24 protein-coding genes and 2 pseudogenes are annotated in these 24048 nt (G+C 62.3%); 11 read left to right on the top strand and 15 right to left on the bottom strand.

What is annotated here, in order from left to right; all coding sequences use genetic code 11:
* Positions 1-216 precede the first annotated feature (216 nt).
* The 8 genes and pseudogenes from lhgD to LDP01_RS14835 form a co-directional block, all read right to left on the bottom strand.
* On the bottom strand, positions 217-1434 hold the full coding sequence (lhgD, locus tag LDP01_RS14870; protein WP_224093602.1) for an L-2-hydroxyglutarate dehydrogenase: 1218 nt from the start codon (positions 1432-1434) through the stop codon (positions 217-219).
* A gap of 123 nt (positions 1435-1557) precedes the next feature.
* On the bottom strand, positions 1558-2052 hold the full coding sequence (locus tag LDP01_RS14865) for a DUF805 domain-containing protein (protein WP_224093600.1): 495 nt from the start codon (positions 2050-2052) through the stop codon (positions 1558-1560).
* A gap of 257 nt (positions 2053-2309) precedes the next feature.
* A pseudogene (locus tag LDP01_RS14860) lies at positions 2310-3861 on the bottom strand (acyl-CoA synthetase).
* A gap of 13 nt (positions 3862-3874) precedes the next feature.
* Complete coding sequence (locus LDP01_RS14855) at positions 3875-5200, bottom strand: MFS transporter (protein WP_224093599.1); 1326 nt, start codon at positions 5198-5200, stop codon at positions 3875-3877.
* Between the two features lie 52 nt (positions 5201-5252).
* The gene (locus tag LDP01_RS14850; RefSeq protein ID WP_224093597.1) at positions 5253-5708 is read right to left on the bottom strand and encodes a MaoC family dehydratase; all 456 of its coding nucleotides are present in this window, start codon (positions 5706-5708) and stop codon (positions 5253-5255) included.
* A gap of 58 nt (positions 5709-5766) precedes the next feature.
* Entirely contained in the window at positions 5767-6963 is a 1197-nt protein-coding gene (locus LDP01_RS14845) for an acyl-CoA dehydrogenase family protein (protein WP_224093595.1), read from the bottom strand.
* A 1-nt stretch (position 6964) separates the two neighbouring features.
* On the bottom strand, positions 6965-7855 hold the full coding sequence (locus tag LDP01_RS14840; protein ID WP_276573612.1) for an amidohydrolase family protein: 891 nt from the start codon (positions 7853-7855) through the stop codon (positions 6965-6967).
* Entirely contained in the window at positions 7855-8793 is a 939-nt protein-coding gene (locus tag LDP01_RS14835) for an SDR family NAD(P)-dependent oxidoreductase (RefSeq protein ID WP_224093592.1), read from the bottom strand. Before LDP01_RS14835 ends, LDP01_RS14840 begins: the two co-directional genes overlap by 1 nt.
* Positions 8794-8932: 139 nt before the next feature.
* Between LDP01_RS14835 and LDP01_RS14830 the strand changes: the two genes are divergently transcribed.
* The 4 genes from LDP01_RS14830 to LDP01_RS14815 all read left to right on the top strand — a co-directional run bounded on the left by LDP01_RS14830 (position 8933) and on the right by LDP01_RS14815 (position 11623).
* Entirely contained in the window at positions 8933-9391 is a 459-nt protein-coding gene (locus tag LDP01_RS14830) for a MarR family winged helix-turn-helix transcriptional regulator (protein ID WP_224093591.1), read from the top strand.
* Between the two features lie 233 nt (positions 9392-9624).
* A complete protein-coding gene (locus tag LDP01_RS14825; RefSeq protein WP_224093584.1) occupies positions 9625-9867 on the top strand; it encodes a hypothetical protein in 243 nt (80 codons plus the stop codon).
* A gap of 109 nt (positions 9868-9976) precedes the next feature.
* Positions 9977-10849, top strand: coding sequence for a glycosyltransferase family 2 protein (locus LDP01_RS14820; protein WP_224093581.1), 873 nt, complete (start codon positions 9977-9979; stop codon positions 10847-10849).
* Positions 10850-10891: 42 nt separating this feature from the next.
* Positions 10892-11623, top strand: a complete 732-nt coding sequence (locus LDP01_RS14815) for a DUF72 domain-containing protein (protein ID WP_224093580.1) — start codon at positions 10892-10894, stop codon at positions 11621-11623.
* Between the two features lie 39 nt (positions 11624-11662).
* Here LDP01_RS14815 and LDP01_RS14810 read toward each other — a convergent pair whose 3' ends face one another.
* The 4 genes from LDP01_RS14810 to LDP01_RS14795 all read right to left on the bottom strand — a co-directional run bounded on the left by LDP01_RS14810 (position 11663) and on the right by LDP01_RS14795 (position 15148).
* A complete protein-coding gene (locus LDP01_RS14810; RefSeq protein WP_224093579.1) occupies positions 11663-12082 on the bottom strand; it encodes a GatB/YqeY domain-containing protein in 420 nt (139 codons plus the stop codon).
* Between the two features lie 107 nt (positions 12083-12189).
* Positions 12190-13170 carry an aldo/keto reductase gene (locus tag LDP01_RS14805; protein WP_224093578.1) on the bottom strand — a complete coding sequence of 327 codons (981 nt, stop codon included), beginning with the start codon at positions 13168-13170 and terminating at the stop codon, positions 12190-12192.
* 42 nt (positions 13171-13212) lie between these two features.
* Positions 13213-14295, bottom strand: a complete 1083-nt coding sequence (locus LDP01_RS14800; protein ID WP_224093576.1) for an NADH:flavin oxidoreductase — start codon at positions 14293-14295, stop codon at positions 13213-13215.
* A gap of 10 nt (positions 14296-14305) precedes the next feature.
* Positions 14306-15148 (bottom strand): SDR family oxidoreductase, encoded by an 843-nt coding sequence (locus LDP01_RS14795; protein ID WP_224093574.1) that lies wholly within the window; start codon positions 15146-15148, stop codon positions 14306-14308.
* 156 nt (positions 15149-15304) lie between these two features.
* On the opposite strand from LDP01_RS14795, the gene LDP01_RS14790 reads away from it, so the two are divergent.
* Positions 15305-16180 (top strand): helix-turn-helix domain-containing protein, encoded by an 876-nt coding sequence (locus tag LDP01_RS14790; protein WP_224093572.1) that lies wholly within the window; start codon positions 15305-15307, stop codon positions 16178-16180.
* A gap of 367 nt (positions 16181-16547) precedes the next feature.
* Here LDP01_RS14790 and LDP01_RS23985 read toward each other — a convergent pair whose 3' ends face one another.
* Positions 16548-16790, bottom strand: coding sequence for a transposase (locus LDP01_RS23985; RefSeq protein WP_224093571.1), 243 nt, complete (start codon positions 16788-16790; stop codon positions 16548-16550).
* Between the two features lie 124 nt (positions 16791-16914).
* On the opposite strand from LDP01_RS23985, the gene LDP01_RS14780 reads away from it, so the two are divergent.
* Both LDP01_RS14780 and LDP01_RS14775 read left to right on the top strand, forming a co-directional pair.
* On the top strand, positions 16915-17148 hold the full coding sequence (locus tag LDP01_RS14780; protein WP_224093570.1) for a hypothetical protein: 234 nt from the start codon (positions 16915-16917) through the stop codon (positions 17146-17148).
* A 254-nt stretch (positions 17149-17402) separates the two neighbouring features.
* The gene (locus tag LDP01_RS14775) at positions 17403-17696 is read left to right on the top strand and encodes a DUF3040 domain-containing protein (protein WP_224093569.1); all 294 of its coding nucleotides are present in this window, start codon (positions 17403-17405) and stop codon (positions 17694-17696) included.
* A 2-nt stretch (positions 17697-17698) separates the two neighbouring features.
* Here the strand turns inward: LDP01_RS14775 and LDP01_RS14770 are convergent.
* A pseudogene (locus LDP01_RS14770) lies at positions 17699-19016 on the bottom strand (NAD(P)/FAD-dependent oxidoreductase).
* Positions 19017-19209: 193 nt separating this feature from the next.
* Here LDP01_RS14770 and LDP01_RS14765 point away from each other — a divergent pair.
* Entirely contained in the window at positions 19210-20004 is a 795-nt protein-coding gene (locus tag LDP01_RS14765) for a histidine phosphatase family protein (protein WP_396133465.1), read from the top strand.
* Complete coding sequence (locus LDP01_RS14760) at positions 19982-20905, top strand: NAD(P)H-hydrate dehydratase (RefSeq protein WP_224093567.1); 924 nt, start codon at positions 19982-19984, stop codon at positions 20903-20905. Before LDP01_RS14765 ends, LDP01_RS14760 begins: the two co-directional genes overlap by 23 nt.
* A gap of 19 nt (positions 20906-20924) precedes the next feature.
* Here LDP01_RS14760 and LDP01_RS14755 read toward each other — a convergent pair whose 3' ends face one another.
* Entirely contained in the window at positions 20925-22601 is a 1677-nt protein-coding gene (locus LDP01_RS14755; protein WP_224093566.1) for a RecQ family ATP-dependent DNA helicase, read from the bottom strand.
* An 84-nt stretch (positions 22602-22685) separates the two neighbouring features.
* Here LDP01_RS14755 and LDP01_RS23465 point away from each other — a divergent pair, with 84 nt between their 5' ends.
* Together LDP01_RS23465 and LDP01_RS14750 are read left to right on the top strand one after the other, a co-directional pair.
* The gene (locus LDP01_RS23465; RefSeq protein ID WP_263433790.1) at positions 22686-23240 is read left to right on the top strand and encodes a cation:proton antiporter domain-containing protein; all 555 of its coding nucleotides are present in this window, start codon (positions 22686-22688) and stop codon (positions 23238-23240) included.
* On the top strand, positions 23191-24039 hold the full coding sequence (locus tag LDP01_RS14750) for a cation:proton antiporter (RefSeq protein WP_263433789.1): 849 nt from the start codon (positions 23191-23193) through the stop codon (positions 24037-24039). The genes LDP01_RS23465 and LDP01_RS14750 overlap by 50 nt, the downstream gene beginning before the upstream one ends.
* Positions 24040-24048 lie beyond the last annotated feature (9 nt).

Below are 24048 nucleotides of genomic sequence, written 5' to 3'. Positions count from 1 at the left end.
CAGCGGGGCGCCCCTGAGCCCCTTGGCCCCCGGGATCGTTTACGGGTTCCACACAATCCAGGACGTATGCGGCCTCAATCCATTCGCCGATCCTGGAGCCAATCTTCGCGATTTGTCCGGCCAACCATGATGCTTTCATGCGGCAAAGGTATCCACACGTCATGTGGGGCCGGTTTCTGCAGCGTCACGGGCTTGTTAACTTCCCCTTTTCTGCTATTAGTCCCGCAGAGCCTGCTGCACGACGTACTCCGCAATCGCCATCGACGACGTAGCCCCAGGTGACGGTGCATTCCGCACCAAAACCATGTCCCGGCGTCGTGAAATCACAAAATCATCCACCAGGGAACCGTCAGCATTCATGGCCTGCGCACGGACGCCGCGCGTGCCGGGAAGAACAGTGGCACCCTCCAACGACGGAACAAAGCGTACGGCCTCCTTAATGAACTTCTTCCGGCTGACCACGGTCTGGAATTCGCGGACCGCCGATGGCACATTCTGCCGGGCAAAATTCCAGAAACCTGGAAACAGGGTGTAATTCAGGACGTCGCGCACATCCATGTCCTTCCACGAATAGGCCTCGCGCCCGAAGGAGATGAAAGCGTTGGGACCCAGCATCATTTCGCCGTCGATCCTTTTGGTGAGATGCACGCCAAGGAAGGGATGCTTGGGGTCCGGCACCGGATAAATCAAGCCCCTGACTTTTGCGCGGCTTTCCTTGCCAAGGAGGAAGTACTGCCCAAAGAAGGGAACGATGCGCGGCGTTGCGGGCTCTCCAGTGGCTTCCGCCAACCGGTCGGATTGAAGCCCGGCGCACGCCACCACAAGATCGTAATGCTCGCCGCCATCCTTCGTGTGGACAACGACGCCGCTCCCCTGCTGTTCCAGCGAGGTGACTTCCTGCCCAAGCCGGATCTGCCCGCCTGCGTCACGGACGTCGTCGGCGAGCGCATTCGTGATGGCCCTATAGTCCACGATCGCCGTTTCCGGCGAGTGCAAAGCAGAAAGCCCGACGGCGTTCGGCTCCACCTCCCGTATTTGGTCACCGCGCAGCATGCGTGCGCCCGGCACTCTATTGGCCGTTGCCCGCGCGAAGATGTTCTCCAGCCGCTTGGACTCTTCGGGGGTCTGGGCGATCACCAACTTGCCGCAGGCCTCGTACGGCAGATCCGTGGTGGCACAGAATTCGCGAAGCAGTTCCACACCCCTGCGGCACAGCGTTGCCTTCAGCCCGCCGGGTTCATAGTAGAGCCCGGCATGGACCACCCCGGAGTTGTGGCCGGTCTGGTGCTTGGCGAGCTGGTCTTCCTTTTCGTAAACGGTGACCTGGACGCCGTCGAGTTTATTGGCCAATTCCCGGGCAACAGCCACGCCGATGATCCCGCCACCAATGACCGCACAGCGTTTGATGTTTTTCGGCGTTATATTCGCAGACATGGGAACTCCTCGTCGGTGGGGATTGGTCCGCATCACTCCACAGCATTCCATGGAGTGGTTCGCCGGGCACGTAAAAAGGGGCGGCACGTCGCGTGCCGCCCCTTTTACTTAGTGCGTGAAGTGCTAGACAGCGCTGGGCTGGTCGAAGCGCTGGCCGGCCGGGTTGGACGGCAGGAGTGCGAGAACCAGAATTGCGAGTCCGCCAAGGAACGGAATGAGGCCGAGCAAGGCGAGCCAGCCGCTGAAGTTGCCGTCGTGCAGACGACGGACCAGCAACGAAATGGACGGAATGAGTACCGCCAGGTAGAACGCAAAGATCAAAATAAGTCCTACAACTGCGCCCGGGCCGGGAACTGCCGTTCCGTTTGCCGAGACTGTAGAACCTGCAGCACCGAGGATGCCGGTAAGGATCTGCAGTACGAGGCCGATGACACCCAAAGCGAGGGCCACCCACCAGTATTCGCTGCGGCTCGCACGGCCGGTGAAGGCGGTGTACTTCTTGAAGAAACGCTTTACGGCGGCGCCGATGGGTGCGCCATAGTAGGGAGCCCACAGCGGCGGTTCGCCGGTCTGTGCGCCATACGGCTGGGTTTGCTGTGGCTGTTGCTGGTAACTCAAGGTGTTCCCCCGGGGTTAGGTGTGAATAATGCAGTGAGACCTAAACTCTGTGAAGAGTCGTTGCTCATCGTAGTGCTCTCCGCGGTATTTATGCAGGTCGATGGACAAAATTAACCGGGATTTAGTCCGTTGACGGATTATGTCGCCCCAATCCCTCTCTCACATACCAACCCTTTTGCGCAAACCTTCTCTCACATACCAACCCTTTTGAGCCAACGCTCTCTCACATACAACAAGACGTGAGAGAACAACCGGGGTCAGGACGCGAATTGCTTTCGTAGCTCCATTTTGCGGATCTTCCCGCTGGCCGTTCGCGGCATTTCGTCAACGAACACTACGGATTTGGGGATCTTGTAGCGCGCAAGCCGCCCTTCCAGGTGCGAGCGCAGCTGCTCTTCGCTGAGCGAGGCACCCTCCCGCAGGGTGACGATGGCTCGCGGCACCTCGCCCCATTTGGGGTCCTCGATGCCGATCACAGCGACGCTCCCCACGGAATCGAGTTCGGCGATCGCGGCTTCGACTTCCGCAGGGTAGATGTTCTCGCCACCTGAAATGATCATGTCCTTCATGCGGTCCGAAATGAACAGGAAGCCCTCGTCGTCTTGGAAGCCCATGTCGCCGGACCGGAACCAGCGGGCATCAGCGTAGCTTTCCGCCGTGGCGTCAGGGCGGTTCCAGTACTCCTTGATCACGTTGGGGCCCGGAGATCTGGATCTCACCGACGTGCCCGGCAGGCGTGGGCCCGCCCAGGGGATCGGTGATACGGACGTCGGTGAAGAACTGGGGCAAGCCGGCAGATCCAGCTTTGTCCTTGGACCTTGAGACAGGCAGCATGGTGGCTCCGGGCGCCGTCTCAGTCATGCCGTAACAACTCGTGAAGCCAATGCCGCGCTCCTCGTAGGCATCCAGGACCCGCCGAGGAACCGCCGAACCACCACAGGTGAGCTTGTCCAGGGAGCCAAGGTCCGCCGTCGGCCATTCAGGATGGTCGCAGAGCATCTGGAACGTGGTGGGGACTCCGTTGAGCGTGGTGACCCCATGTTGCCCGATGAGTCCCAGCACCTTGCCGGCCTCGAACTTGGTTTCCAGCACCACCGTTGCTCCCTTGAGCAGCATGGGCAGCAAACCCATGTCCAAAGAGGCCACGTGGAACAGTGGCGAGATCATCAGGGCGACGTCGTTCCGGTTCAGGTCCATGTCCACTACGGTGTTGATGCAGTTCCAGGTGATGTTCCCGTGCGTCAGCAGGGCGCCCTTGGGCTTGCCGGTGGTTCCTGAGGTGTAGAGGATCATGGCGCCGTCGTCCAGGCTGACGGCCTCGTCCTGCGGCGTCGAGGCCGCCGCTTGAAGCACTTCGTCATAGCGTTCGACGCCGGATGGCAGCTTTGCAGGGGAAACTTCCGTGGCGTCGTCGGCGGCCACCACCAGGCGATGGGTCACCAGGGTTTCTTCGACGGCAGAGGCCGCCAGGGTCTCCAGGGCCTCGGCGTTGACCAGGAGCCGTGACCCGGAGTCCTGGAGTTGGAACTGCAATTCGGGGGCGGCGAGCCGGGTGTTCAGCGGAACGAAGATCGCACCGAGCAGCCCACAGGCGAAGAAGGTCTCCACGAAGGAAGGATGATTCTCGCCGAGAAAAGCGACTCTGTCTCCCTTGGCCACTCCCCTGTCCTTGAGGGCGTTTGCCAGCCGGTCTGTCCGGTCGGCGAGTTCGCCGTAGCTCAGCGTGCGTGCCCCGGATATGAGTGCCGTCTTGGGTCCCGACTTGATCCGGCGACGGTGCAGCCAGGAACCAACTCCGTTGTTGTCCATGTTTGCAGTGCTCCTAACTGACCGAAGTGAGGTCGTTATTCTTAGACTCCCGCGTCAGCAGGATGAACACAATCGACACCAGTGCCATGACTGACAGGAACACCACCACGGGGACGATGCTCTGGCCGGAGTCCTTGTACAGGCCTGCGATGATGCCGGGGGTGAAGCCGGCACCTATCAGCGTGGCCAACTGGTATCCGACGGCGGCACCGGTGTAGCGGGACGTGGTCCCAAACTGCTCCGACACAAACGCTGCCAGTGGCCCGTACAGGGACGAGTGCAGGACGAGCGCCACAGTGAAGGCCAGGAAGATCAGGCCGACATTCCCGGAACCGAGCATCCCGAACATGGGGAACAGGTAGGCGATGAACAACGCCAAGCCCGTCACCATTACCGGCCGCCGCCCGAATCGGTCGGACAGCCTTCCGCCTAGAAGAACGAACACGATGGAGATGGCCGAGGCTCCCGCGAACGCATAAAGCACGCCCTGTTGGGGTGCACCCTTGGACACTGCGTAGGTCACGGAGAACGTGGGCAGCACAACTTGAAGGCCGAAGCCCGCGGCACCTGCGAACATGATCATGATCAATGCCTTGGGGCGGCGCAGCACTTCAAGCAGCGGGATCTTGCGCTTGGTGGTTTGGGCATCTTCCTTGGCTACTGCCTCGGCGAAAATCGGGCTTTCCGAGACTCGCAGCCGAACGAACATGCCCACAATCAGGAGAACGAAGGACAGCAGGAACGGCACCCGCCATCCCCACGCCAGGAAGGCGTCCTGCGGCAGTGCCGAGAAGATGCCCATCACTACGGTGCCAAGCACGGCTCCGGTAGGCGCACCGGCATTGACGAACGATGCCGCGAAGCCACGTCGCTTGGGATCGGAGTGCTCCAGCGCCATCAGCGCGGCCCCGCCCCATTCGCCACCAACCGCGATGCCCTGGCAGACCCGCAGGACCACCAGGATGACCGCACCCCACGGGCCGATCACGCTGGCGCCGGGAATCAGGCCGATGAGCGTGGAGGCGATGCCCATCATTGCCATGGACACGATGAGCATGCCCTTGCGGCCGATCCGGTCACCGAAGTGGCCGAAGATGATGCCGCCCAAGGGTCTTGCTACGTAACCGGCGGCGAAGGTTGCGTAGGCGGCGACGACGCCCACCCATTCATCCGTGCCGGCGAAGAAGACCTTGGGGAAGGCAACGGCCGCGGCCGTTGCGTACAGCAGGAAGTCGTAGAACTCGATGGTGCTGCCCAGATAGCTGGACAAGATGACCGTGCGCGCTTCTTTGCGCTTGGCGGCCGTGCTCAGAGGTGCGAGCGCAGTGTGTCCTGACATGGCTGTTCCTTGGGGAGGAGGGGTGGGGAGTCTTTCTTGTAAAACGGGGTTCCTACTTGTAGAAGCGGGCGAGGAACTCGGCCACGACGGCGGGGCGTTCCTGGCCTTCGATCTCGATGGTGGCGTTGACCTTGATCTGGGCGCCGCCCTTGACCTCGGTGACTTCGGCGATAGTGGCCTGCATGCGCACCTTGGAGCCCACCTTGACCGGGGAAGTGAAGCGCACTTTGTCCAGTCCGTAGTTCAGTTTGGTGGTGACGCCGTCGACGTCGAACAGCTCGCCCCAGAACGGGATGATCAGGGAAAGCGTCAGGAAACCGTGGGCGATGGGCGCACCGAACGGGCCGTCCTTGGCGCGCTCGGGATCAACGTGGATCCATTGCTGATCGTCCGTGGCATCAGCGAACAGGTTGATCTGCTGCTGCGTGATTTCGCGGTAATCGGTAGTGCCTAGGTCCTTGCCGGTCATGGTGGGCAGGGTGTCGAAATCGACGACGAGATTGGGCATCGTTGCCTCCTGGTAGTTGTTGGTTGTAAGAGTGCGGCTAGTGGGTGAAGGCGCTGGACTATCTGGTAAAGGCACTGGCGCCCGTGAGGGCGCGGCCGACGATCAGGGCGTTGATTTCGTGGGTGCCCTCGTAGGAATAGACGGCTTCGGCGTCGGCATGGAACCGGGCGACGTCGGAAGCGAGTGTGATGCCGTTGCCGCCCACCACTTCGCGGGCGAGCGCGACGGTCTCGCGCATGAACAAACTGGTCTGCATTTTCGCCAGGGCTGAATCCTGGTCCCGGTAGATTCCACTGCTCTGTTGTTCCGTTAGCCGGACCACGAGCGAGATCGAAGCCGTAATGTTTCCGAGCATGCGGGCCAACTTCTCCTGCACCAACTGGAAGGACCCCAATGGGCGTCCGAACTGTTGGCGTTCGTTGACGTATGCCAGCGCTGCTTCGAACGCGCCGGCTTGGATGCCGGTGGCGATCCATGCAACATCCGAGCGCATCGCCCGGAGCATGGCAGCCACATCCTTGAACGAGTTCACGTTGTGAAGGCGCATGGCCTCTGGAACCCGGACGTTTTCCAGGGTGATGTGGGCGTTCTGCATCATCCGCAATGACGTCTTGCCGCCGATCTTCGCCAGGCTGACCCCGGGCGCGGTGCGGTCCACCAAGAACGCTTTGACCTGCCCATCTGCTACATCCCGGGCGAACACGCACAGCACGTCGGCAGTTGAGGCTCCCCCGATCCAACGCTTCGCGCCTTCCAAAACCCAGCTGCCGCCGTCGAGATCTGCATCAAAGCGCGCTGTGGTGGACAGCCCTCCGGCGATGTCCGAGCCGTGATCCGGCTCGGTCAGCGAGAAGACGCCTTTGAGCGAGAAGTCGATAACCTTTGGCATCCATTCCTTTTGTTGGGGCTCGGAAGCACCGACGCGGATGGCTGTACGGAACAGCCCGGCTTGGGCTGTGTACCAAGTGGCCAGGGAAGCATCGGTTCGGGCAAGTTCGAAGATCCGGAAGCCGTGGTAAATTCCCCGGGCGGGCGCCTCGAACGGTTCCATGAGGTTGAGATCGATCAAAGGCTGCACCAACTGCTCCGGGAACTCGCCCCGCTCCCAATAATCGGCCAGCAACGGCTTGGCCTCCTGCGAAAGGAAATCCCGGAGCCGGGCCAGGATGTGGCGTTCGTCGTCCGTGAGGAGGGATTCGGAGTCATACCAATCAGCAGCGGCGTAAAGCCGATGTTCCAACGCCGTGGTGGACATCTCAACCATCCAAACCGAGCAGCCGGACAGCGTTCTCCTTGAGAATCTTCGGACGAACCTCGTCCTTCAGGGGAAGATCCTCAAACGCGCCGAGCCATTTCTGCGGAGTGATGAGTGGGAAGTCCGTGCCGAACAGCACCTTGTCCTGGAGCACCGAGTTTGAAAGGCGAACCAGGGACTCCGGGAAGTACTTGGGCGACCACCCGGACAGATCGATAAACACGTTGGACTTGTGCGTGGCGATGGAGTTGGCCTCGTCCTGCCAGGGCACCGATGGGTGGGCCATAATGATCTGCAGGCCCGGGAAATCCGCCGCCACAGCATCCAGCAGCAGCGGGTTGGAGAATGCCAGCTTGATGCCGTACCCGCCAGGAAGACCGGCACCCATGCCGTTCTGGCCGGTGTGGAAAATGGCCGGCAGCCTCAGTTCCTGCAATGTGTCCCACAGCGGGTAGAACTGCTCGTTGGACGGATCAAAGCCTTGCAGCGAGGGGTGGAACTTGAAACCGCGGGCGCCGAGTTCAATAGCCTGGTACTTCGCCCCGGCGATTGCGTCCTCCCCCGTGCGCGGGTCAACGCTGCCGAACGGAATGAGCACATCATTGTGGCGCGCGGCGCCGGCGATCAGCTCCGGGATGCTGTTGGGTTCGTGCTTGAGCTGGGTCCGGGCGTCCACGGTAAAGACGACGGCGGCCATGTTCAGTTCGCGGTACATCGCGGCAATCCTGTCCAACGACGGCGTCCGGTCCTCGGCCTTGAAGTACTTCGCGGAGGCCTCAGTGAGGGCGTCCGGAAGGGAGCCATGGCCGCAGCTGTCCACTTCGAGGTGGACGTGCATGTCGATCGCATCGAGCTTGGCGGCGTCGATGCCAGGTTCGTAACGGGTCATGATCAGCGGGCCTGTACTGGTTCGGGCTGCAGTTCGGCGGGCAACGGCAGGAATTCCTCGCCGTAGCTCTGCACGGCGTTCGCTCCGAAGAGGGACCCGGCGTTTTCGCACAGGGCTTCGTAGCTCCAGCCTCCGTTGCGGTATTCGGTGGTTGCCGCCGTCGGGTGCGTCCAGACCTGCAGCCGGTCACCGCCGGCGCCGATGGCCTGACCGGTGATGCCCGCAGCCTCATCAGAGGCCAGGAACGCAATCAGCCCGGCGACGTCATCCGCGGTTCCGAATCCGAGGTCGTGACGGAAGAAGGACGGCATGGCCTCGCCACGTTCATCCGCCTCCACGGCCTTCTGGAAGTACGGGACGGTCTTGGTCATGGCAGTGGCGGCCACTGGGATCACGGAGTTTACCGTGACGCCGGCCTTCTTCATTTCCAGTGCCCAGGTGCGGACCATGCCCACGATCCCGGCCTTGGCAGCGGCGTAGTTGGTCTGGCCGAAGGTGCCGCGCTGGCCTGTCGGGGAGCCGATGGTGATGATGCGGCCGGGAATGTTGTTTTCCTTGAAGTAAGCGAATGCCTCCCGGACACACGTGAAAGTTCCGCGAAGGTGAACGTTGATCACCAGGTCAAAGTCTTCATCGGTCATTTTCAGCAGGCTCTTGTCGCGAAGGATGCCGGCATTGGTGACCAGGATGTCCAACCGGCCGAATGCCTCAACGGCACCGGCCACGAGCGCCTTGGCGGCGTCCGTAGTGCCCACCGGAACCACAACAGCGGTGGCCCGGCCGCCGTCGGCCTCAATCTGCGCTACAGCCTGCGCCGCCGTCCCGGCATTGACGTCATTGACAACGACGGCGGCACCCAGGCGGGCGAGCTCCCTCGCGTAAGCAAGGCCAAGACCCTGCCCGCTCCCAGTAACAATTGCAACCTTGCCGTTCAAGCTCATGGCGTGCTCCTTCGCATGCAGTCACCGGCCGGAGCCGGTGGGGCCGATCCCACTGCGTCGTGAGATCCTTGTCATGATCAATGAGAATACGGATCATTGCAAAAGTCAATGATTGATTTTATTTACTATTGGAGTTGTCATGGGCCTGCAAAGCACCGAAGTTGAGACCCCGCGCCTCGCGGCCGCCAAAATCGGCAACGACGTCGGCTTGTTGCTTGCCAAGCTGCACGCAACAGGCTCGGTCCTCAACAACAAGGCGCTGGCGGACTACGGGTTGCGCGAAAGGTCGTTCTCAGTGTTGACGCTGGCCTGCAGCGGCCTGGAACCCACCCAGCGCGAACTCGCCGACTTCCTCAGCCTCGACCCCAGCCAAGTAGTCAGCCTGGTGGACGACCTCGAGCACCGCGGCCTGGTGGAACGCGCACAGGGCAAGCAGGACAGGCGTGCCAAAATCATCGTGTCCACGGCCGAAGGCCGGCGGATCCACACGAAGGCTCGCTCGGCCCTGGACGCGTGCGAGCAAGTACAGCTGTCTTCGCTGAGCAACGCTGAGGCGACCCAACTCAAGGCGCTGCTCAGGAAGGCCCTCTGGGGCTAGGATGGGGCCCACTCATCCCCCCGGTCACTCGCGGACGCTCTACCTGACCGCTGGGGACGGCACATCGCGGCCAAACGGCTGAGACGACGGCGTAGCCCGCCACCAGGTAGTACCCCAGTGTCGGCATGGACATGTGCACAGTGGTTCATGGTGAAGGTAGGCACCTGTCCATATCGCGGCGTTCGGGCATATGTCAGGATCAAAGTTCACATCCTGATACCCCGGAATGGACCATGAACATCCCACTTTTCCACGACCCCCTTCAGGGCCGCGTCACCGCCGACGCCCCCGTGCGTGATCCAAGGATTGGACGCGATGGCGCGTTCCGTCGCGATCCCCGGACACGCATTTCTCCCGGCGCCACCCGGCCCGCCACGCACGCGGCCAAGTCGACACGGAACGCACGGCAGCGCGAGGTGGCCAAGGTTGCCGAAGATCTCCAGGCGTTGATTGCCAGGGCTGGGATCAAGTCCTGAATAAGGCACCAATTGGCGGCTTCGGCAAGGAATAGATCCGGCCCGAATGGGTACAGATACGGGCATACCCTTCGTAATTCATGCCGATCCTGACGGCAGGAGGTGTGCTGTGAGCAGGAGATCATCCGAACATTGGGCCTGGCCTCTGAGCGCCACTGGAAAAGTGGCGGTGGACGTGCTTATTCCCACGTGCAACCGCCAGGCGGAAGTGGCCGTGGCCCTTGCCGGGTTTGCTGCACAATCTGAGCCTTCATTTAGCGTGGTGGTTAGTGACCAATCCACTGAAGCCCCGGACTGGGAACATCCTGCCGTTGCTGGAATGGTTCGGGTGCTGCAGGCGCAAGGGCGGCCGGTCAGGCTGCTTCGTCATATGCCGCGGCGCGGATTGGCTGAGCATCGGCAGTTTCTACTGGAGCAGTCAACAGCGGACCGGTGCCTGTTTCTGGACGATGACGTATGGCTGGAACCGGGTGCGCTTGAGCGATTGAACCAGGCACTGGACAAGTTGGGCTGCGGTTTCGTGGGCATGGCACCACAGGGGCTCTCCTATCTGGATGACAGGAGACCGGACGAGACCGCCGCATTTGAACGATGGGAGGGGCCGGTAACAGCAGAGCTGGTCCGACCCAACACTCCCGGTTTCGGTCGCTGGCCTCTTCATAACGCCGCCAACCTGAGCCATCTCAGTGTTGATCTTTCCCTGCCGCCTGGTGAATGGGTGCCCTACAGGGTTGCCTGGCTTGGTGGATGCGTCCTGTACAACAGGCAGGCCTTGCTGGATTCGGGAGGCTTCACGTTCTGGCCCCAACTTCCCATTGATCACGCCGGCGAGGATGTGGTGGCGCAGTGGCAGGTGATGGAGAGGTACGGAGGTGCAGGAATTCTTCCTTCGGGCGCCGTGCACTTGGAGTCGCCCACGACGGTGGCGGACCGCCGCGTGGAGGCTTACGAGGTGGTGCTTGGTGTCCGACCCGAGGCGTGACATGAGCCGGCAAGCGCGTTCACGACGACTACCATCCACAGCATGAGTATCCGTATCGGTACGTCGGGCTGGAGCTACGACCATTGGGAAAATGTGCTCTACCCGCCGGGTCTGCCCACGGCCAAGCGCCTGGCGCACTACGTGGCACGGTTCGACACCGTTGAGCTCAACGCGAGTTTTTACCGCTGGCCGCGGGACACCGCATTCAAAAGCTGGCATGATCGCCTGCCGGCTGGATTTGCGATGTCGGTCAAGGCACCGCGCGGCCTCACACATGGGAAAAAGCTGTACAGCCCTGAAGTGTGGGTGGAGCGCATTACCCGCTGTTGGCACGAACTCGGTGACAAGAGAGCTGTGCTGCTTGTCCAGCTTCCCCCTGATTTCGCCCGCGATGATGCCCGGCTCGACTACTTCCTGGCAGCCTTGCCGCATTGGATTCGCGTGGCGGTGGAGTTCCGGCACGATAGCTGGGACCACACTGACGTGTACGGGTTGCTTGAACGCCACGAGGCCGCCTACTGCATCATGAGCGGGGCCAATCTGCCGTGCATCCTCCGGGCCACGGCACCCTTCGTTTACGTCCGGCTTCACGGACCGGACCCCCATCACCTGTACGGGGGCTCGTATTCGGAGGAGGACCTTCGCTGGTGGGCGGATCGGATCCGTGAGTGGAACAGCACGGGCAAGGACGTGTACGCCTACTTCAACAACGACGGCGGTGGCAACGCCGTGCGCAATGCCGATACTTTGCGGTGGCTGCTTGGGAACGGCTGACTCGCCGGGGGCGAGCCAGCCAGCCGGTCCTAGGCAGCCCTAGCCCAGGCGGCCCCGCACGATCTCACTGACGGTCTTGCCGTCGAAGCGTCCTGCAACCTTGGCCGTAACCGGCTTCATGACGGCGCCTATGGAACGCATTGACAGTTCCTGCCCGTCGGCTTTCAAAGCTGCGATGGTTTCGTCGACGATGCCCTCTACTTCTTCCCGGCTGAGGGCCTTGGGGAGGTACGCCTCGATGATCTCAGCCTCCGCAACTTCGGCGGCTGCCCTGTCTGCTTCCCCGGCTTCGGTGTAGATGCGTGCGGTATCCCGGCGCTTGGCAGCTTCCTTTTGAAGCAGTGACGTAACCTGCGCATCGTCCAACTCGATGGGCGTTTTGCCCGATTTCTCGCGGGTGGTGATCTCGCCCAGGACATTCCGCACGGTGGTGAGCGCTGTCTTGTTGCCCGCCTTCATGTGGCCTACGACGATGCTCCTATAGTCGTCAAACTGGACTTGGATTCGGACTTCTAGAGTTTCATTACGACCAGTTCGGGTTTGGGGTCGTGTCCTATCGCGTCAGATCAGCGGTCTATCGAGGCCATGTTGGTCTCGTCGTGGCGTTCTCCGGCGGCGGGCCGGAGTGAGTTGAGGCGTTCGAGCTGGTCGGCCGTGAGCTCGATGGAATCCGCTGCGGTGTTCTCCTCGACACGCGCGACCCGGCGGGTGCCCGGGATCGGGGCGATGTCGTTGCCTCGAGTCAGCAGCCAGGCGAGGGCAGTTTGTGCGGGGGTTGCTCCTACCTCGGCGCCGATGGCCTTCACCTCGTCCACGATCGCGAGGTTCCGGTGGAAGTTCTCGCCGGTGAAACGGGGGTTGGTCTTGCGCCAGTCATCATCGGCGAAGTCATCCACGGACCGGATTTGACCGGTCAACAGGCCGTGGCCGAGCGGTGAGTAGGGGACGAAGCCGATGCCGAGTTCGCGCAGCAGGGGCAGGATCTCGTCTTCGACCTCGCGGGTCCACAGGGAGTACTCGGTCTGCAGGGCTGTGAGGGGCTGGACGGCGTGTGCTCGGCGGATCGTTTCCGGGGAGGCTTCGGACAGGCCGAAGTGCAGCACCTTGCCTTCGCTGATTAGGTCGGCGACTGCTGCGGCGGTTTCCTCAATGGGTGCGTTCTGGTCGACCCGGTGCTGGTAGTAGAGGTCGATGTGGTCGGTGCCCAGACGCTTTAAGGATCCCTCGACGGCGGTGCGGATGTTCGCTGCACTGCTGTCGATTACGCCGGGGCCGCCGCCGGAGTGGGAGACGAGGCCGAACTTGGTGGCGATTTTCACCTGGTCACGGCGGCCTTTGAGGGCTTGGCCCACGATCTCTTCGCTCAGGAACGGCCCGTAAATCTCGGCTGTGTCGATGTGTGTGACGCCCAGGTCGAGGGCGCGGTGGATGGTGCGGATTGATTCGGTGTTATCCAGCGCTCCTTCGCTGGTGTAGGTGCCGGCCATGGTCATGGCTCCGAGTCCAATGGCGGAGACTTCCAGGTCTCCAAGGTGTGCGATCTTCATGGTGTGTTCCCTTTCGCGGCTACAAGGTGTCCTGGGTTTTGTTCAGTGGGCTTCAACGAAGCCCAGAGATTCTTGGAGGTAGTCGACGAAGGCCGGGCTTCGTCCCTGGTCCCGGAAGAATGAAGCCGGCAACGGCGGGCGGGGGGTTTCGTAGGCGTGGTCCGCCAGGGCCCGCTGCGGGAAGTCGTGGTGGACGACCGCGCCGCTGGCGACGAAGACGAAATCACTGCCATGATCCAGGGCGCGTTGGGCTCCTGCGGAGCTCATGACGTCCCCGGAAACACCCACCTTGGTTGATGCCCTGGGGAGATCTGTGAAGATTTCGACAAGCAGCTCACCGGTGTGGGGGCCTACCTCTACCCGGGTGCCGAGGCTCCGGATGACCAGGTCGAGGTAGTCGACCTGGCCGCGTTCGAGGAAGTCGGCGACCATGTCGCGGAGTTCGGGCAGGTGGGGGTCCTGGCCGCTGAGGGCGAGCCTCAGTCCGATGTGGAAGCCGGGGCCGCAGGCCGCCCTGATTCCCTGAATGATTTCCCGGAGCAGGCGTGAGCGTCCGTCGGGGTTTCCGCCGTAGTGATCGGTGCGGCGGTTAGTCTCCGGCGACAGGAAGGCGGACAGGATGAAGCCGAAGGCACCGTGAAGTTCGATGCCGTCGAAGCCGGCCCGTTGGGCGCGCCCGGCTGCTGCGATGAAGTCATCGCGGAGCTGTTCGGCTTCGAGAAGGGTCAGCGCCCTGGCCCCGGCGTTCTCACCGTCGGAGGGCCCAACGAGCGTCTCGGATCCGATCAGGTCCTGACGCGCGAACGCGCCGCCGTGGTGCAACTGGACAGATGTGAGGATTCCGTGGCGGTGCGCGATGTCGGCCATGGCTGCGAGACCGGGGATGTGTCGGTCGTCGTAGATGCCAAGCTGGCCGGCGAAGGACTTGCCGGTTGGCTGCACGTTGGCGGCGGCGGTGGTGAGCAGTGAGTATCCGCCGGCGGCGAGTTGCTCAAACCAGTGGAGGTCATGCGCTGAAGCGGTTCCGTCTTCGTGGCTCTGCTGGTTTGTCAGTGGGGCGAGAGCGAACCGGTTCTGCAGCACAGCGCCCGTGGAGAGTGTCAGTGGATCGGTCAGGATTGGCATAGGTATTTCCTTAGGAGTCGTAGGACAGTGCCGCGGACAGCGGTCGGTTCGCTTCGATCTGTTCCTGGACGGCGGCTTGCTTCTTTTCGATGGCGTCCATGGCGTCGGCGCCTGCGATGAAGCGTGCGGGCAGGGTGCCTCGGTCGGAGAGCAGGACCAGCGCGTCGGCCAGTTTTGCCGGGTCTCCGCCCTGTTGGCCGTTCATGCTCTTCCAAGCCGCGATGGTGGAAGCTGTTTCCACGGCATAGTCCTGGATGTGCACTTCGGGCCAGATCGTTGATGAGCCTTCGACGAGCAGTTCGGTGCGGAAGAATCCTGGCTGAACGGCCATTGTTTCAATGCCGAACGGTGCAACCTCCAGGCTCAGGGACTCCATCCACCCTTCGAGGGCGAATTTCGACGCTGCGTAGGCTGAGGTGAACGAACCGCCGACAAACCCGGCAGTCGAAGTCACCGTGATGATCTGGCCTGAGCGTTGACGACGCAGAACTGGCAGGACGGCGCGGGCGACGTTCAGGGGACCGAAGAAGTTCGTCTCCATCTGCGCCCGGATCTGCTCGGGGCTGAGGGTCTCAAAGAAGCCGGCGTAGAAGTTCCCGGCGTTGTTGACCAGCACGTCGATGCGACCGAAGCGGTCCACGGCAGCCTTGACGGCGGCTTCTGCCGCGGCTGGATCGGTGACGTCCAGCGCGAGAGGGAGCAGGTCCTCATGAGCTCCAACTGCTGCCGCGGCCCGGGCCGCGTCTCGGCCGGTGGCGACGACCGAATGGCCTGCGGCGAGAGCGGACTGGGCGATGTCGATGCCCATCCCGCGGCTTGCTCCCGTGATGAACCAAACGTTCTTTTCTGCCATGACTGCATGTCCTTCTGCTCCGCGGATCCGGCCCGTTGCCCATCCGATGACGTGATAGATCCAGTAAAGGAGAGCCCACAGGCCGGAGGCAGACCCGCTCTGTAGGGTTAATAAGCGGGACCCCCTCAGGGTTGGTGCCTGACGTAGATTTAGAGCATGACCACCGCCGCCAACATCCGCGAGTTCCTCATTACGCGCAGATCGCGGCTGACCCCTGCAGAGGCCGGACTGCCCGACTTCGGGGGCCGCCGCCGTGTGCCGGGGCTTCGCCGCGAAGAGGTGGCCCTGCTCGCGGGAATGAGCGTTGAGTACTACGTGCGCCTGGAACGGGGCAACGCCTCAGGGATCTCGGACGCCATCCTCGACGGCATCAGCCGCGCGCTCAAGCTCGACGATGCCGAGCACGCCCACTTGTACGACCTGGTCCGGGCAGCGAACCGGGGCGCCAGGACACCGCAACGAAAGCCCGCCTCCCGCACCCATCAGGTCCGGCCCGGCACGCAGCAGATCCTGGACGCCATGACGTTTCCCGCGATCGTGCAGAACGGGAAGATGGACGTCATTGCCTCGAACGCGCTCGGCCGTGCCCTCTTCTCCGAGATGTTTGTGGAGCCGCATGGGCCTGTGAACTTCGCCCGCTTCCTCTTCCTCGATCCCCGCGCCAGGGTTGCCTACCGCGAATGGGAGGACGCGGCGCAGCAAATTGTCGCTCTGCTCCGCGCCGAATCAGGGCGTGTGCCCTCCGATCGTGCCCTCCGCAGCCTCATCGATGAGCTCTCAAACGGCAGCAGCGAATTCGCGGCCCTCTGGGAAGCCCACGACGTACGGATACACCTTGCCGGCAAGAAACTTTTCCATCACCCGGATGTGGGCGACCTCGATCTCAGTTACGAAGCCATGCAGCTCATGACCGATCCGGGGCTCCAACTCGTTGGCTTTACAGCCGAACCGGGATCATCCACTGACCACGCTCTCCGCCTGCTCGGAAGTCTCGCGGCACGGCACCCCGAGGAAATCGAGCTCGAAAGGTAGGAAGCGGCCAATGGACGGGCTGCCACCTGATACAGCCCTGGAAGTAGATAACCTGCTGATGGTTACGCCAAGAGCCTGCTTTCGGCTGATTGCCCGGTCAGCCACCGGCGGTAGACAGTGGCGAGGGAGTCGTCGCGTACCGGCCCCGTTCCAGGAGGGAAATCTTTGAGGGCCATAGGCCAAGCTCCCGGGCCGCGCTTGTTATGGTGCAGCCTAGTGTGGTGCGCATTTGCCGCAAATCTGAGTTGTCGGGCGCTGGTTGTGGATTGGTGATTTGGCGGTAGATTTCCCGGGCGGCGTACCGTTTGAGGCAGCGCATGGTCTCTCTTTTGCTCTTGCCTTCGGCAGTGCGCTTGGCGACATAGTCCTAGGTCCGCTGGCACGACGCCATTCGGACCACGACGACCTGATAAAGGGCATGGTTGGCGTCGCGATCACCGCCTCTACTGAGCCGGTGGCGGGTCGTCTTGCCTGATGACGCGGGTACAGGGGCGACGCCGACGAGGGAGGCAAATTGCGCCTCTGTGGCCAGACGATCCGGGTTGTCGCCGACAGTGACCAGCAGTTGGCTGGCGACTTCTGTCCCGACGCCTGGCAGATGGCAAAGCATAGGAGCTTAGGTGTTGACAATGTCCCGCGGAGTGGCGTCTGCAGTTTGGATTTCTGCTGATAAGGATTGACAGCGGGTCGCCAAGGTCTTCAGCGTCAGCAGGGTCACATGCTCAGGATCAGCCATGTGGCCCGAAGGTCGTGTGCGCTGGAGGGCTGGTAACAACGCCGGCGTCGCATGGGACCGATATTTCGCCCGAAGTTTGTCCGGTGCCGAGACCAGAAGATTCTTGATCTGGTTGATGGCTGCAGTGCGGGCTTTTACGGCTGACGCGCGGCCGGCCCCGCAGGACACGCAGGCATTCAACAGGACCATCCTTGGCCTTGGGGATCGCTTTGCTGCGGCCGCCGAGTACTGATTGGGCGGCTTGGTATGCGTCTAAGGGGTCTGATTTTCCTTCAGCCGACCCGCACCCGGTTAAGGCGGTTTACTTCAAGGACGGTCGCCTACTTGCCATCGTAGCCAGTCCCCCAAGTGGACGCGGACCGGAATGAGGGTCCGGAAAATTTTGCTTGCGGAGCATTTAGTAAGCATGCTTAGCTTATTGTGCCGCTGGAATTCCTTGAAGGAACCGGTTGGCTCACCGATCGCACCGAGGAGCCTTAGCTCTACATGGGAGGGACAACCATGCACCTAAACGAACGGGAGCGCAGGGTGCTGCAGCAACTCGAACGGGAACTTTTCATCCAGGATCCGGACTTGGCCCGTCAACTGGAAACAGGAATCCCGGCGCGTCGCCCCTATGAACCGCGGGCCCGCCACGTTCTTGCTGTCGCCCTTGGAGTGCTGCTGATGCTGTTGGCCATACCAATCAACCCGTCCCCGTTGGGATACTGTGGCTTCCTTCTGATGGCGTGGGGATTAGTGGCACATTTCGTTCAGAGGGCGCGTTCCACCTCCGGGTGAGCCTATTCCTTTTCCAGACCCGTATCGGTCCATGGGGCCGGACGTACTTCGGGAAGTGTCCGCATAGGGAGCTCCTTCTCGGTTGGCCCACTGACCACCACCTGCGCGGGGCTGTGCAGGAGGTATCCATTGAGCCAGGAAAATAGTGCACGGACTTTCTGCTGGACCCCGGACAAGAGGGCCAGGTGGACCAGAAGCCAGGACAAGAAAGCGAAAAGGCCCTGCAACTGGATTCGCTTGCGGCCCAGTTCTGCTACTGCGGCACCGCGGCCCACCATGGCCATATAACCCTTATCAACGTAGCGGAAGGGAGTACGGCTTCCGCCAGTCAGGTCTGCAAGGATATTGGCTGCCGCCCACTTTCCCGATTGTTGGGCTACCGAGCCAAGCTGTGGCAACTTTGCGCCAGTGGAATCGGTGATGTTCGCTGCATCACCGATGACGTAGACACCATCCACATCCGGGGCGGTCAGGTCCGGACGAACATCGACGCGCCCACCTTTGCCCTGTGTCAGTCCCGAAGTGCTGATGAGGTCTCCTGCTTTCAGACCGCCTGCCCAAACGACGATCTGCGCGGGGACGAAGCTCCCGTCAGCCAGCGCCACACCATCTGTTCGCACTTCGGTAACGCCCACTCCCATATGCAGCTGGACGCCCACCTTCCCAAGACGTTCGGTGGCGTACCGCTGCGACTTCGTGGAGAACATGTTCAACACGCTGGGCACCATGTCCACCAGGTGCACGCGGCAGCGGGCGGCGAGCTCGGGAGAGAAGTACTTGCGGACCATGTATTTCACGTTTTCTGCCATGGCCCCGGCGGTCTCCACGCCGGTGGGTCCTCCTCCCACTACCACCACGTCTACCATGCCTTCTGAGCTTCTGTCGGCCCTGATCCAGCAGCCGCGTAATGGCGGTGCCCAGCCTGGTGGCGTCGGTGACGGAGTACAACGGAAAAGCATGTTCCCCGGCGCCTGGTGTGTTGAAGAAGTTGGGAACGGCACCTACCGCAATGACGAGGATGTCCGCCCGCAAAGTCACGCCATCGGCAGTAGTGACTGACCGTTGGGCGGCATCAATGGAGGCAACACCCGCCGTCAGGATTTTGACGGTCTTATAGCGGCGGAAAACGGAGCGCAGCGGCCGCGTGATGGCTGAAACCCCGATCTGGGAAGTAGCCAGTTGATAAAGGAGCGGCTGGAATTGGTGGTAATTGTTCGAGTCAATCAACAGGACGCGTACGCCCTTGCGTCCGAGTTTTTTGGCTGCCGCGACGCCTGCAAATCCGGCACCCACCACGATGACTTGGTATGAGTCCTCCATGCGAGCAACTTACTTCACCATGGGTTCCGGCAACAGTACCGGAGGGTCCCCTGATGTCTTTTCAGGCTCGACGGCGGGTGGACGGCCAACGCTGGGACGGTAGCTCGCCGTCGTGCGTTTATTCTCTGGTCCCGTGGGTACGCAGTGGGTAGTGTTCTGCATTCGGCAAGCGCGCGCGAAGGAGTTGGTTTTTTTGAACGACGACGAGCGGACAAAGGCAAGGCAACTGACAGAGGCTGTGCAGGAAGCCGGGGCTGTTGAGTTGCTGCTGGTCCGGCATGGAGAAAGTGAAGGCAACGTGGCCGCGACGGAAGCCCGCCTGGCGCGGGCTGAGGTCATTGACGTCCCCGCCAGGGACCCGGACGTCAACCTATCGGATACCGGCCAGGATCAGGCCAAGGCATTGGGAACTGCGCTGTCCCGGATTGCGGAGGAGTTCCGCCCGGACACGGTGGTCTCCTCCCCCTATGCACGCGCCCTTCAGACAGCGGAAATTGCTGTTCAAACAGCTGGCTGGCCCCTGAAAGTCCACACGGATGAACGCCTCCGCGACCGGGAATTGGGCATTTTGGACAGACTCACCCGCTTAGGCGTGGAAACGCGTTACCCCGATGAGGCCGAGCGGCGCCTCTGGCTGGGCAAGCTGTTCTACAGGCCACCCGGAGGTGAATCCTGGGCTGACGTCGCGCTTCGCCTGCGATCCGTCCTGGACGAGCTCAACAACCTGGGAAGAGGACACCGTGTAATGCTCGTTTGCCATGATGCAGTGATCCTGCTGGTCCGGTACGTCCTGGAAGGGATGTCCGAGCGCGAGATCCTGGATCTCGCCGCCAGCACAACGGTGCTGAACGCATCAATTACCCGGTACGTGCGCCCCTCTGGCGCTGGACCATGGATGCTCGAGAGCTTCAACGTGGCCGATCATCTCACCGAACAGGGCGTCACGGTCACCGAGCATGCCGGAGATGCCAGTGTCCACCCACAGTGATTTCCACGGCACTCCCGGCCCCACGCAAGTGACGCCATCGCTTCTGCGTGAGTGGCCGCTGCCCGCTCCGGGCGAAGATAAATACTCACGCGGCGCTGTTCTGATCATCGGCGGCGCACGAACCACTCCGGGCGCCACCGTCCTGGCCGGCATCGCCGCCCTCCGCGCGGGGGCCGGAAAGATTACGTTGGCTGTGGCCGAATCGGTGGCCGTGCAGGTGGGAGTCGCGTTCCCGGAGTGCGGGGCGGTGGGCTTGCCGGAAACTGCCGATGGGTCCGTTACCGGTGAGGGGCTGGACGTCATCTCAAGGTACTTGGAACGGGCAGACGCAGTGTTGGTCGGGCCCGGCCTGGATGATTCGGACCTGGCAGGGGAATTGCTCGCCAGGTTGTTGGAGCGGGAGGAACTCAAAGGCGAAGGGCCGGCTCTTGTCCTCGACGCCTTCGCCCTCGGCGGACTGGTGAAGCTAAAGGGGATGTTGGAACCTTGGCGGGGCCGGTTGATCCTCACTCCCAACCCGACTGAGGCTGGAGTCCTGCTGGGACGGGACGTAAACCACCTCGAAACCGACGTTGCCGCCGTCGCCGAACAGTACGACGCAGTGGTTAGCTGCCAGGGCGTGATCGCACGCCCACCTGGAGAAGACCCCGGGGACCCTGAACTGTGGAAGATCACCACCGGATACGGAGGTTTGGGTACCTCAGGCAGTGGAGACGTACTGGCCGGTGCCATCACCGGTCTCCGGGCGCGTGGGACCACCAGCGCGCAGGCTGCCTGTTGGGGAACCCACCTGCACGCCGCCGCAGCCGACCGCTTGGCCAGCAAAATGGGCCCGCTCGGGTTCCTTGCGCGCGAGCTCGCCGACGAGTTGCCCGCCCTGATGCTGGAGCTGAACACCTGAAACACTGAGCCTCGTAGCGTTATGCAGGCTTCAGGAGTTCGTGCTCCACGACTGCCCTGCGGGAGAGAGTCTTGTACCCTTCCTGCTCGAACAAGACGGTGATGACGTCGTCCTCATGCCTCATCACCAGACCCGGACCCCATTCCTTGTGAATCACAGCGGACTGCAGCGGGAATAGGTCGCTTTCGCCAGCCCGCTGTTCATTTGGGTTTTCACGCTTTGAGTTGCCATCGACAGCCCTGGAAGCAGCGGCGCACACATCACAATTGCCGCACGGCTCCGAAAGTTCCTCACCGAAATAGCCCAGCAGAAACTGCCGGCGGCAGCTGTCCGTCTCCGCATAGGCGCGCATCATCGTCAGCCGGGACTGGTCAACGCGCTGCCGGGCCTCGGCCAGTTCGACGGCGCGTGCCACTAGGGCTGAGAGTTTGGCTTTGGATGCCAGGCGAATGCCGCGCTTGCCTGTGGTGACAGCGCCGGCTTCCTCCAACTGGTTGACGAGCCCGGTGAGGCGCCGCGCAGGGAATCCGGTCAGCTCCGCGAGCGCGCTCTTGGGGGCAGGAGCGCCTGCGGCTTTCAGGATCTTCAGGACTGCCAGGAGCGAATCCGGGTCCGGTGAATGCGTGCCGAAGAATTTCCGCAGACCAAGATCCTCTTCGCGGTAATGCAGTGTGGCAGCGGCTGGTTCACCGTCTCGTCCGGAACGGCCGATTTCCTGGTAGTAGGCGTCCAGGGATTCCGGAATGTCGGCATGCACGACGAACCGCACGTTGGGTTTGTTGATACCCATGCCGAACGCCGTCGTGGCAACCACGACGTCCAATTGATCGTCCAGGAACTGCTCATGGATGCGATCCCGGTCAGTATCGGATCGACCGGCGTGGTAGGCCTCCGCGCGGAGTCCTTCCTTTGCCAGTTTGGCGGCGTACTTTTCCGTGTCCTTGCGCGTGGCGGCGTACAGCAGCCCCCGCTCTCCCCCTTTGGCTAGCACGGCAACCTGCTCCAGGACTGCTTTTCGCTTGCCTTTGTCTTCTTCATGCCGGACCACGTCAAGGCTGATGTTGGGCCGGTCAAAGCCCCGGACCAGGACCAGCGGGTCCTTCATGCCCAGCCGTTCGAGAATTTCATCGCGCACAGGCGGGGAGGCTGTGGCGGTAAGGGCCGCCACTGGAGGGTTTCCCAATCGTTCGCGGACATTTCCCAGATCGAGGTAGTCGGGGCGGAAGTCATGGCCCCAAGAGGAGACGCAGTGGGCCTCGTCCACCACGAACAGGGTGATGTCCAGCTTGGCTATCCGGTCCACAGTCTCCTGTTTGGCCAACTGTTCGGGAGCCAGAAACACGAAAGTGGCTTTGCCGGACTCCGCCGCTTCCCAGGCGTCTTCCACTTCCGAGTCGCTGCGGGAGGAGTTGATGGCGACGGCAACGCCATCACCCAGCTGCCCGTTCAGTCCGTCCAGCTGGTCCTCTTGCAAAGCAATCAAGGGAGAAACCACGACGGCGGGGCGCCCGGTTTGGTTGAAAAGGTACCTGGCTGCCACTTGGTAGGTGGCTGATTTGCCGTACCCAGTGGGCATGACGGCCAGGACGTCGCGGCCGCCGGCGAGCGCAATCATGGCGGCGAGTTGGCCGGGGCGGAGCTTGGGGAGGGAAAAGGAAGACGCCGCAAGGGCGCCCAGGTCTGGATCATCGGACATTGGAAAACGGCTCCGCACAGTGGGTGTTGCGGCCGCTTGCTTCAGCCGAGGTAACCAGACTAACGCGGGCCGGGACCCGGCGTCGTGCGCTTCTTCCTGCTTGTGGATAACTCTGGCCGCCTACCGGGACACCGGCATCATGGCGTCATCGAAGGTGTGGCGGTAGCTTTGGAATACTTTTCCGTCGAAGCGGCCGGGGTAGAAGCGGCCGAGGTACCGGAGGTACCGCTGATGCAGGGCTTGTCTACATCCTTGGTTCTGATCGCACTCTTGGCTGTGGCGGCGCCCCTGGCGGTCCGCTTGCTTGACCGGGTGGTCAAAGTGCCGCTCGTGGTGTTCGAGATCGTCCTGGGAATCCTGCTGGGTCCCAGCGTGTTGGGATGGATCGAATCCACGCAGTTCACAGATACCCTGGCTGATTTCGGGCTGGCGATGCTCTTCTTCGTGGCCGGCAACGAGATCGATTTTTCCGATATCCGGGGCCGTCCCGCCATCCGCGCCTCTGCCGGATGGCTGATCTCGTTGGCCGCGGGCGTTGGGGCGGGCTTTCTGTTGGCCCCCACGCCGGAGGGCCGCAGTCATCATCGGGGTGGCGCTGTGCTCCACGGCGTTGGGGGCGTTGCTGCCCATTCTTCGTGATGCCGGTGAATCAAGATCCCCGATGGGTATCGCCGTCACGGCATTGGGTGCAGCTGGTGAGTTTGGTCCCCTGATTGCAATCTCGCTGTTTTTCAGCGGCAGGCAGCTGGGACCGGCTACGGCGGTGCTTCTCGGATTCGTTCTCCTGGCCGGCATTGCGATTTTCCTGGCTTCCAAGGCGAGGCACACGCTCTTCCACTCGCAGGTCACCCGGACTCTCCACACCAGCGGCCAGTTCGCTGTCCGCTCCATCATGTTCATCCTCACCGTGCTCGTGGTGCTGAGCATGGTCCTGGGGCTGGACATGTTGCTGGGGGCATTCGCCGCAGGCGTCCTCTGGAAAGTGGCCATTGCGCGCGCACCCGAACGGGACCGGAAGGTGATCGAGACCAAACTCGACGCCGTTGCCTTCGGGTTCCTGGTGCCCATCTTCTTCATCGATACCGGCATAGATTTCGATCTCGGCGCACTCACGTCCAGCCCGTCAGCCCTGGCAATGGTCCCGCTGTTCGTGCTCCTCCTGCTGATCATCCGAGGCCTGCCGTCGATGCTTGCTGCCCCGCCAAGGTCCACGTTCGCCGAGAAACGGGCCATCATGCTTTTCGGGGCAACCGGCCTGCCGATCATCGTTGCAGTCACAGCCATTGGCAGGGATCAGGGCTTCATTTCAAGCGGAATCTCATCGGCACTGGTTGGAGCCGGCATGCTCTCCGTGCTCCTGTTTCCGCTGCTGGCACTTCGGCAGGGTCAGCGTGAACGTCAGCGCAGGATCCCGGTGCCGCAGGAGGAAGTCCCTTAGACCGTGCAA

The organism is Arthrobacter sp. StoSoilB13 (assembly GCF_019977255.1).
Classification (GTDB): domain Bacteria; phylum Actinomycetota; class Actinomycetes; order Actinomycetales; family Micrococcaceae; genus Arthrobacter.
The sequence above is the reverse complement of the archived record's forward strand: the minus strand, read 5'-3'. Positions and strand labels throughout refer to the sequence as shown.

What these genes read in the sequence shown, in the direction of transcription:
- lhgD (WP_224093602.1), bottom strand. Translation starts at nt 1,434, where the DNA reads ATGTCTGCGAATATAACGCCGAAAAACATCAAACGCTGTGCGGTCATT.
- LDP01_RS14855 (WP_224093599.1), bottom strand. Translation starts at nt 5,200, where the DNA reads ATGTCAGGACACACTGCGCTCGCACCTCTGAGCACGGCCGCCAAGCGC.
- LDP01_RS14850 (WP_224093597.1), bottom strand. Translation starts at nt 5,708, where the DNA reads ATGCCCAATCTCGTCGTCGATTTCGACACCCTGCCCACCATGACCGGC.
- LDP01_RS14845 (WP_224093595.1), bottom strand. Translation starts at nt 6,963, where the DNA reads ATGTCCACCACGGCGTTGGAACATCGGCTTTACGCCGCTGCTGATTGG.
- LDP01_RS14835 (WP_224093592.1), bottom strand. Translation starts at nt 8,793, where the DNA reads ATGAGCTTGAACGGCAAGGTTGCAATTGTTACTGGGAGCGGGCAGGGT.
- LDP01_RS14830 (WP_224093591.1), top strand. Translation starts at nt 8,933, where the DNA reads ATGGGCCTGCAAAGCACCGAAGTTGAGACCCCGCGCCTCGCGGCCGCC.
- LDP01_RS14825 (WP_224093584.1), top strand. Translation starts at nt 9,625, where the DNA reads ATGAACATCCCACTTTTCCACGACCCCCTTCAGGGCCGCGTCACCGCC.
- LDP01_RS14815 (WP_224093580.1), top strand. Translation starts at nt 10,892, where the DNA reads ATGAGTATCCGTATCGGTACGTCGGGCTGGAGCTACGACCATTGGGAA.
- LDP01_RS14810 (WP_224093579.1), bottom strand. Translation starts at nt 12,082, where the DNA reads ATGAAGGCGGGCAACAAGACAGCGCTCACCACCGTGCGGAATGTCCTG.
- LDP01_RS14805 (WP_224093578.1), bottom strand. Translation starts at nt 13,170, where the DNA reads ATGAAGATCGCACACCTTGGAGACCTGGAAGTCTCCGCCATTGGACTC.
- LDP01_RS14800 (WP_224093576.1), bottom strand. Translation starts at nt 14,295, where the DNA reads ATGCCAATCCTGACCGATCCACTGACACTCTCCACGGGCGCTGTGCTG.
- LDP01_RS14795 (WP_224093574.1), bottom strand. Translation starts at nt 15,148, where the DNA reads ATGGCAGAAAAGAACGTTTGGTTCATCACGGGAGCAAGCCGCGGGATG.
- LDP01_RS14790 (WP_224093572.1), top strand. Translation starts at nt 15,305, where the DNA reads ATGACCACCGCCGCCAACATCCGCGAGTTCCTCATTACGCGCAGATCG.
- LDP01_RS23985 (WP_224093571.1), bottom strand. Translation starts at nt 16,790, where the DNA reads ATGCTTTGCCATCTGCCAGGCGTCGGGACAGAAGTCGCCAGCCAACTG.
- LDP01_RS14780 (WP_224093570.1), top strand. Translation starts at nt 16,915, where the DNA reads ATGTGGCCCGAAGGTCGTGTGCGCTGGAGGGCTGGTAACAACGCCGGC.
- LDP01_RS14775 (WP_224093569.1), top strand. Translation starts at nt 17,403, where the DNA reads ATGGGAGGGACAACCATGCACCTAAACGAACGGGAGCGCAGGGTGCTG.
- LDP01_RS14760 (WP_224093567.1), top strand. Translation starts at nt 19,982, where the DNA reads ATGCCAGTGTCCACCCACAGTGATTTCCACGGCACTCCCGGCCCCACG.
- LDP01_RS14755 (WP_224093566.1), bottom strand. Translation starts at nt 22,601, where the DNA reads ATGTCCGATGATCCAGACCTGGGCGCCCTTGCGGCGTCTTCCTTTTCC.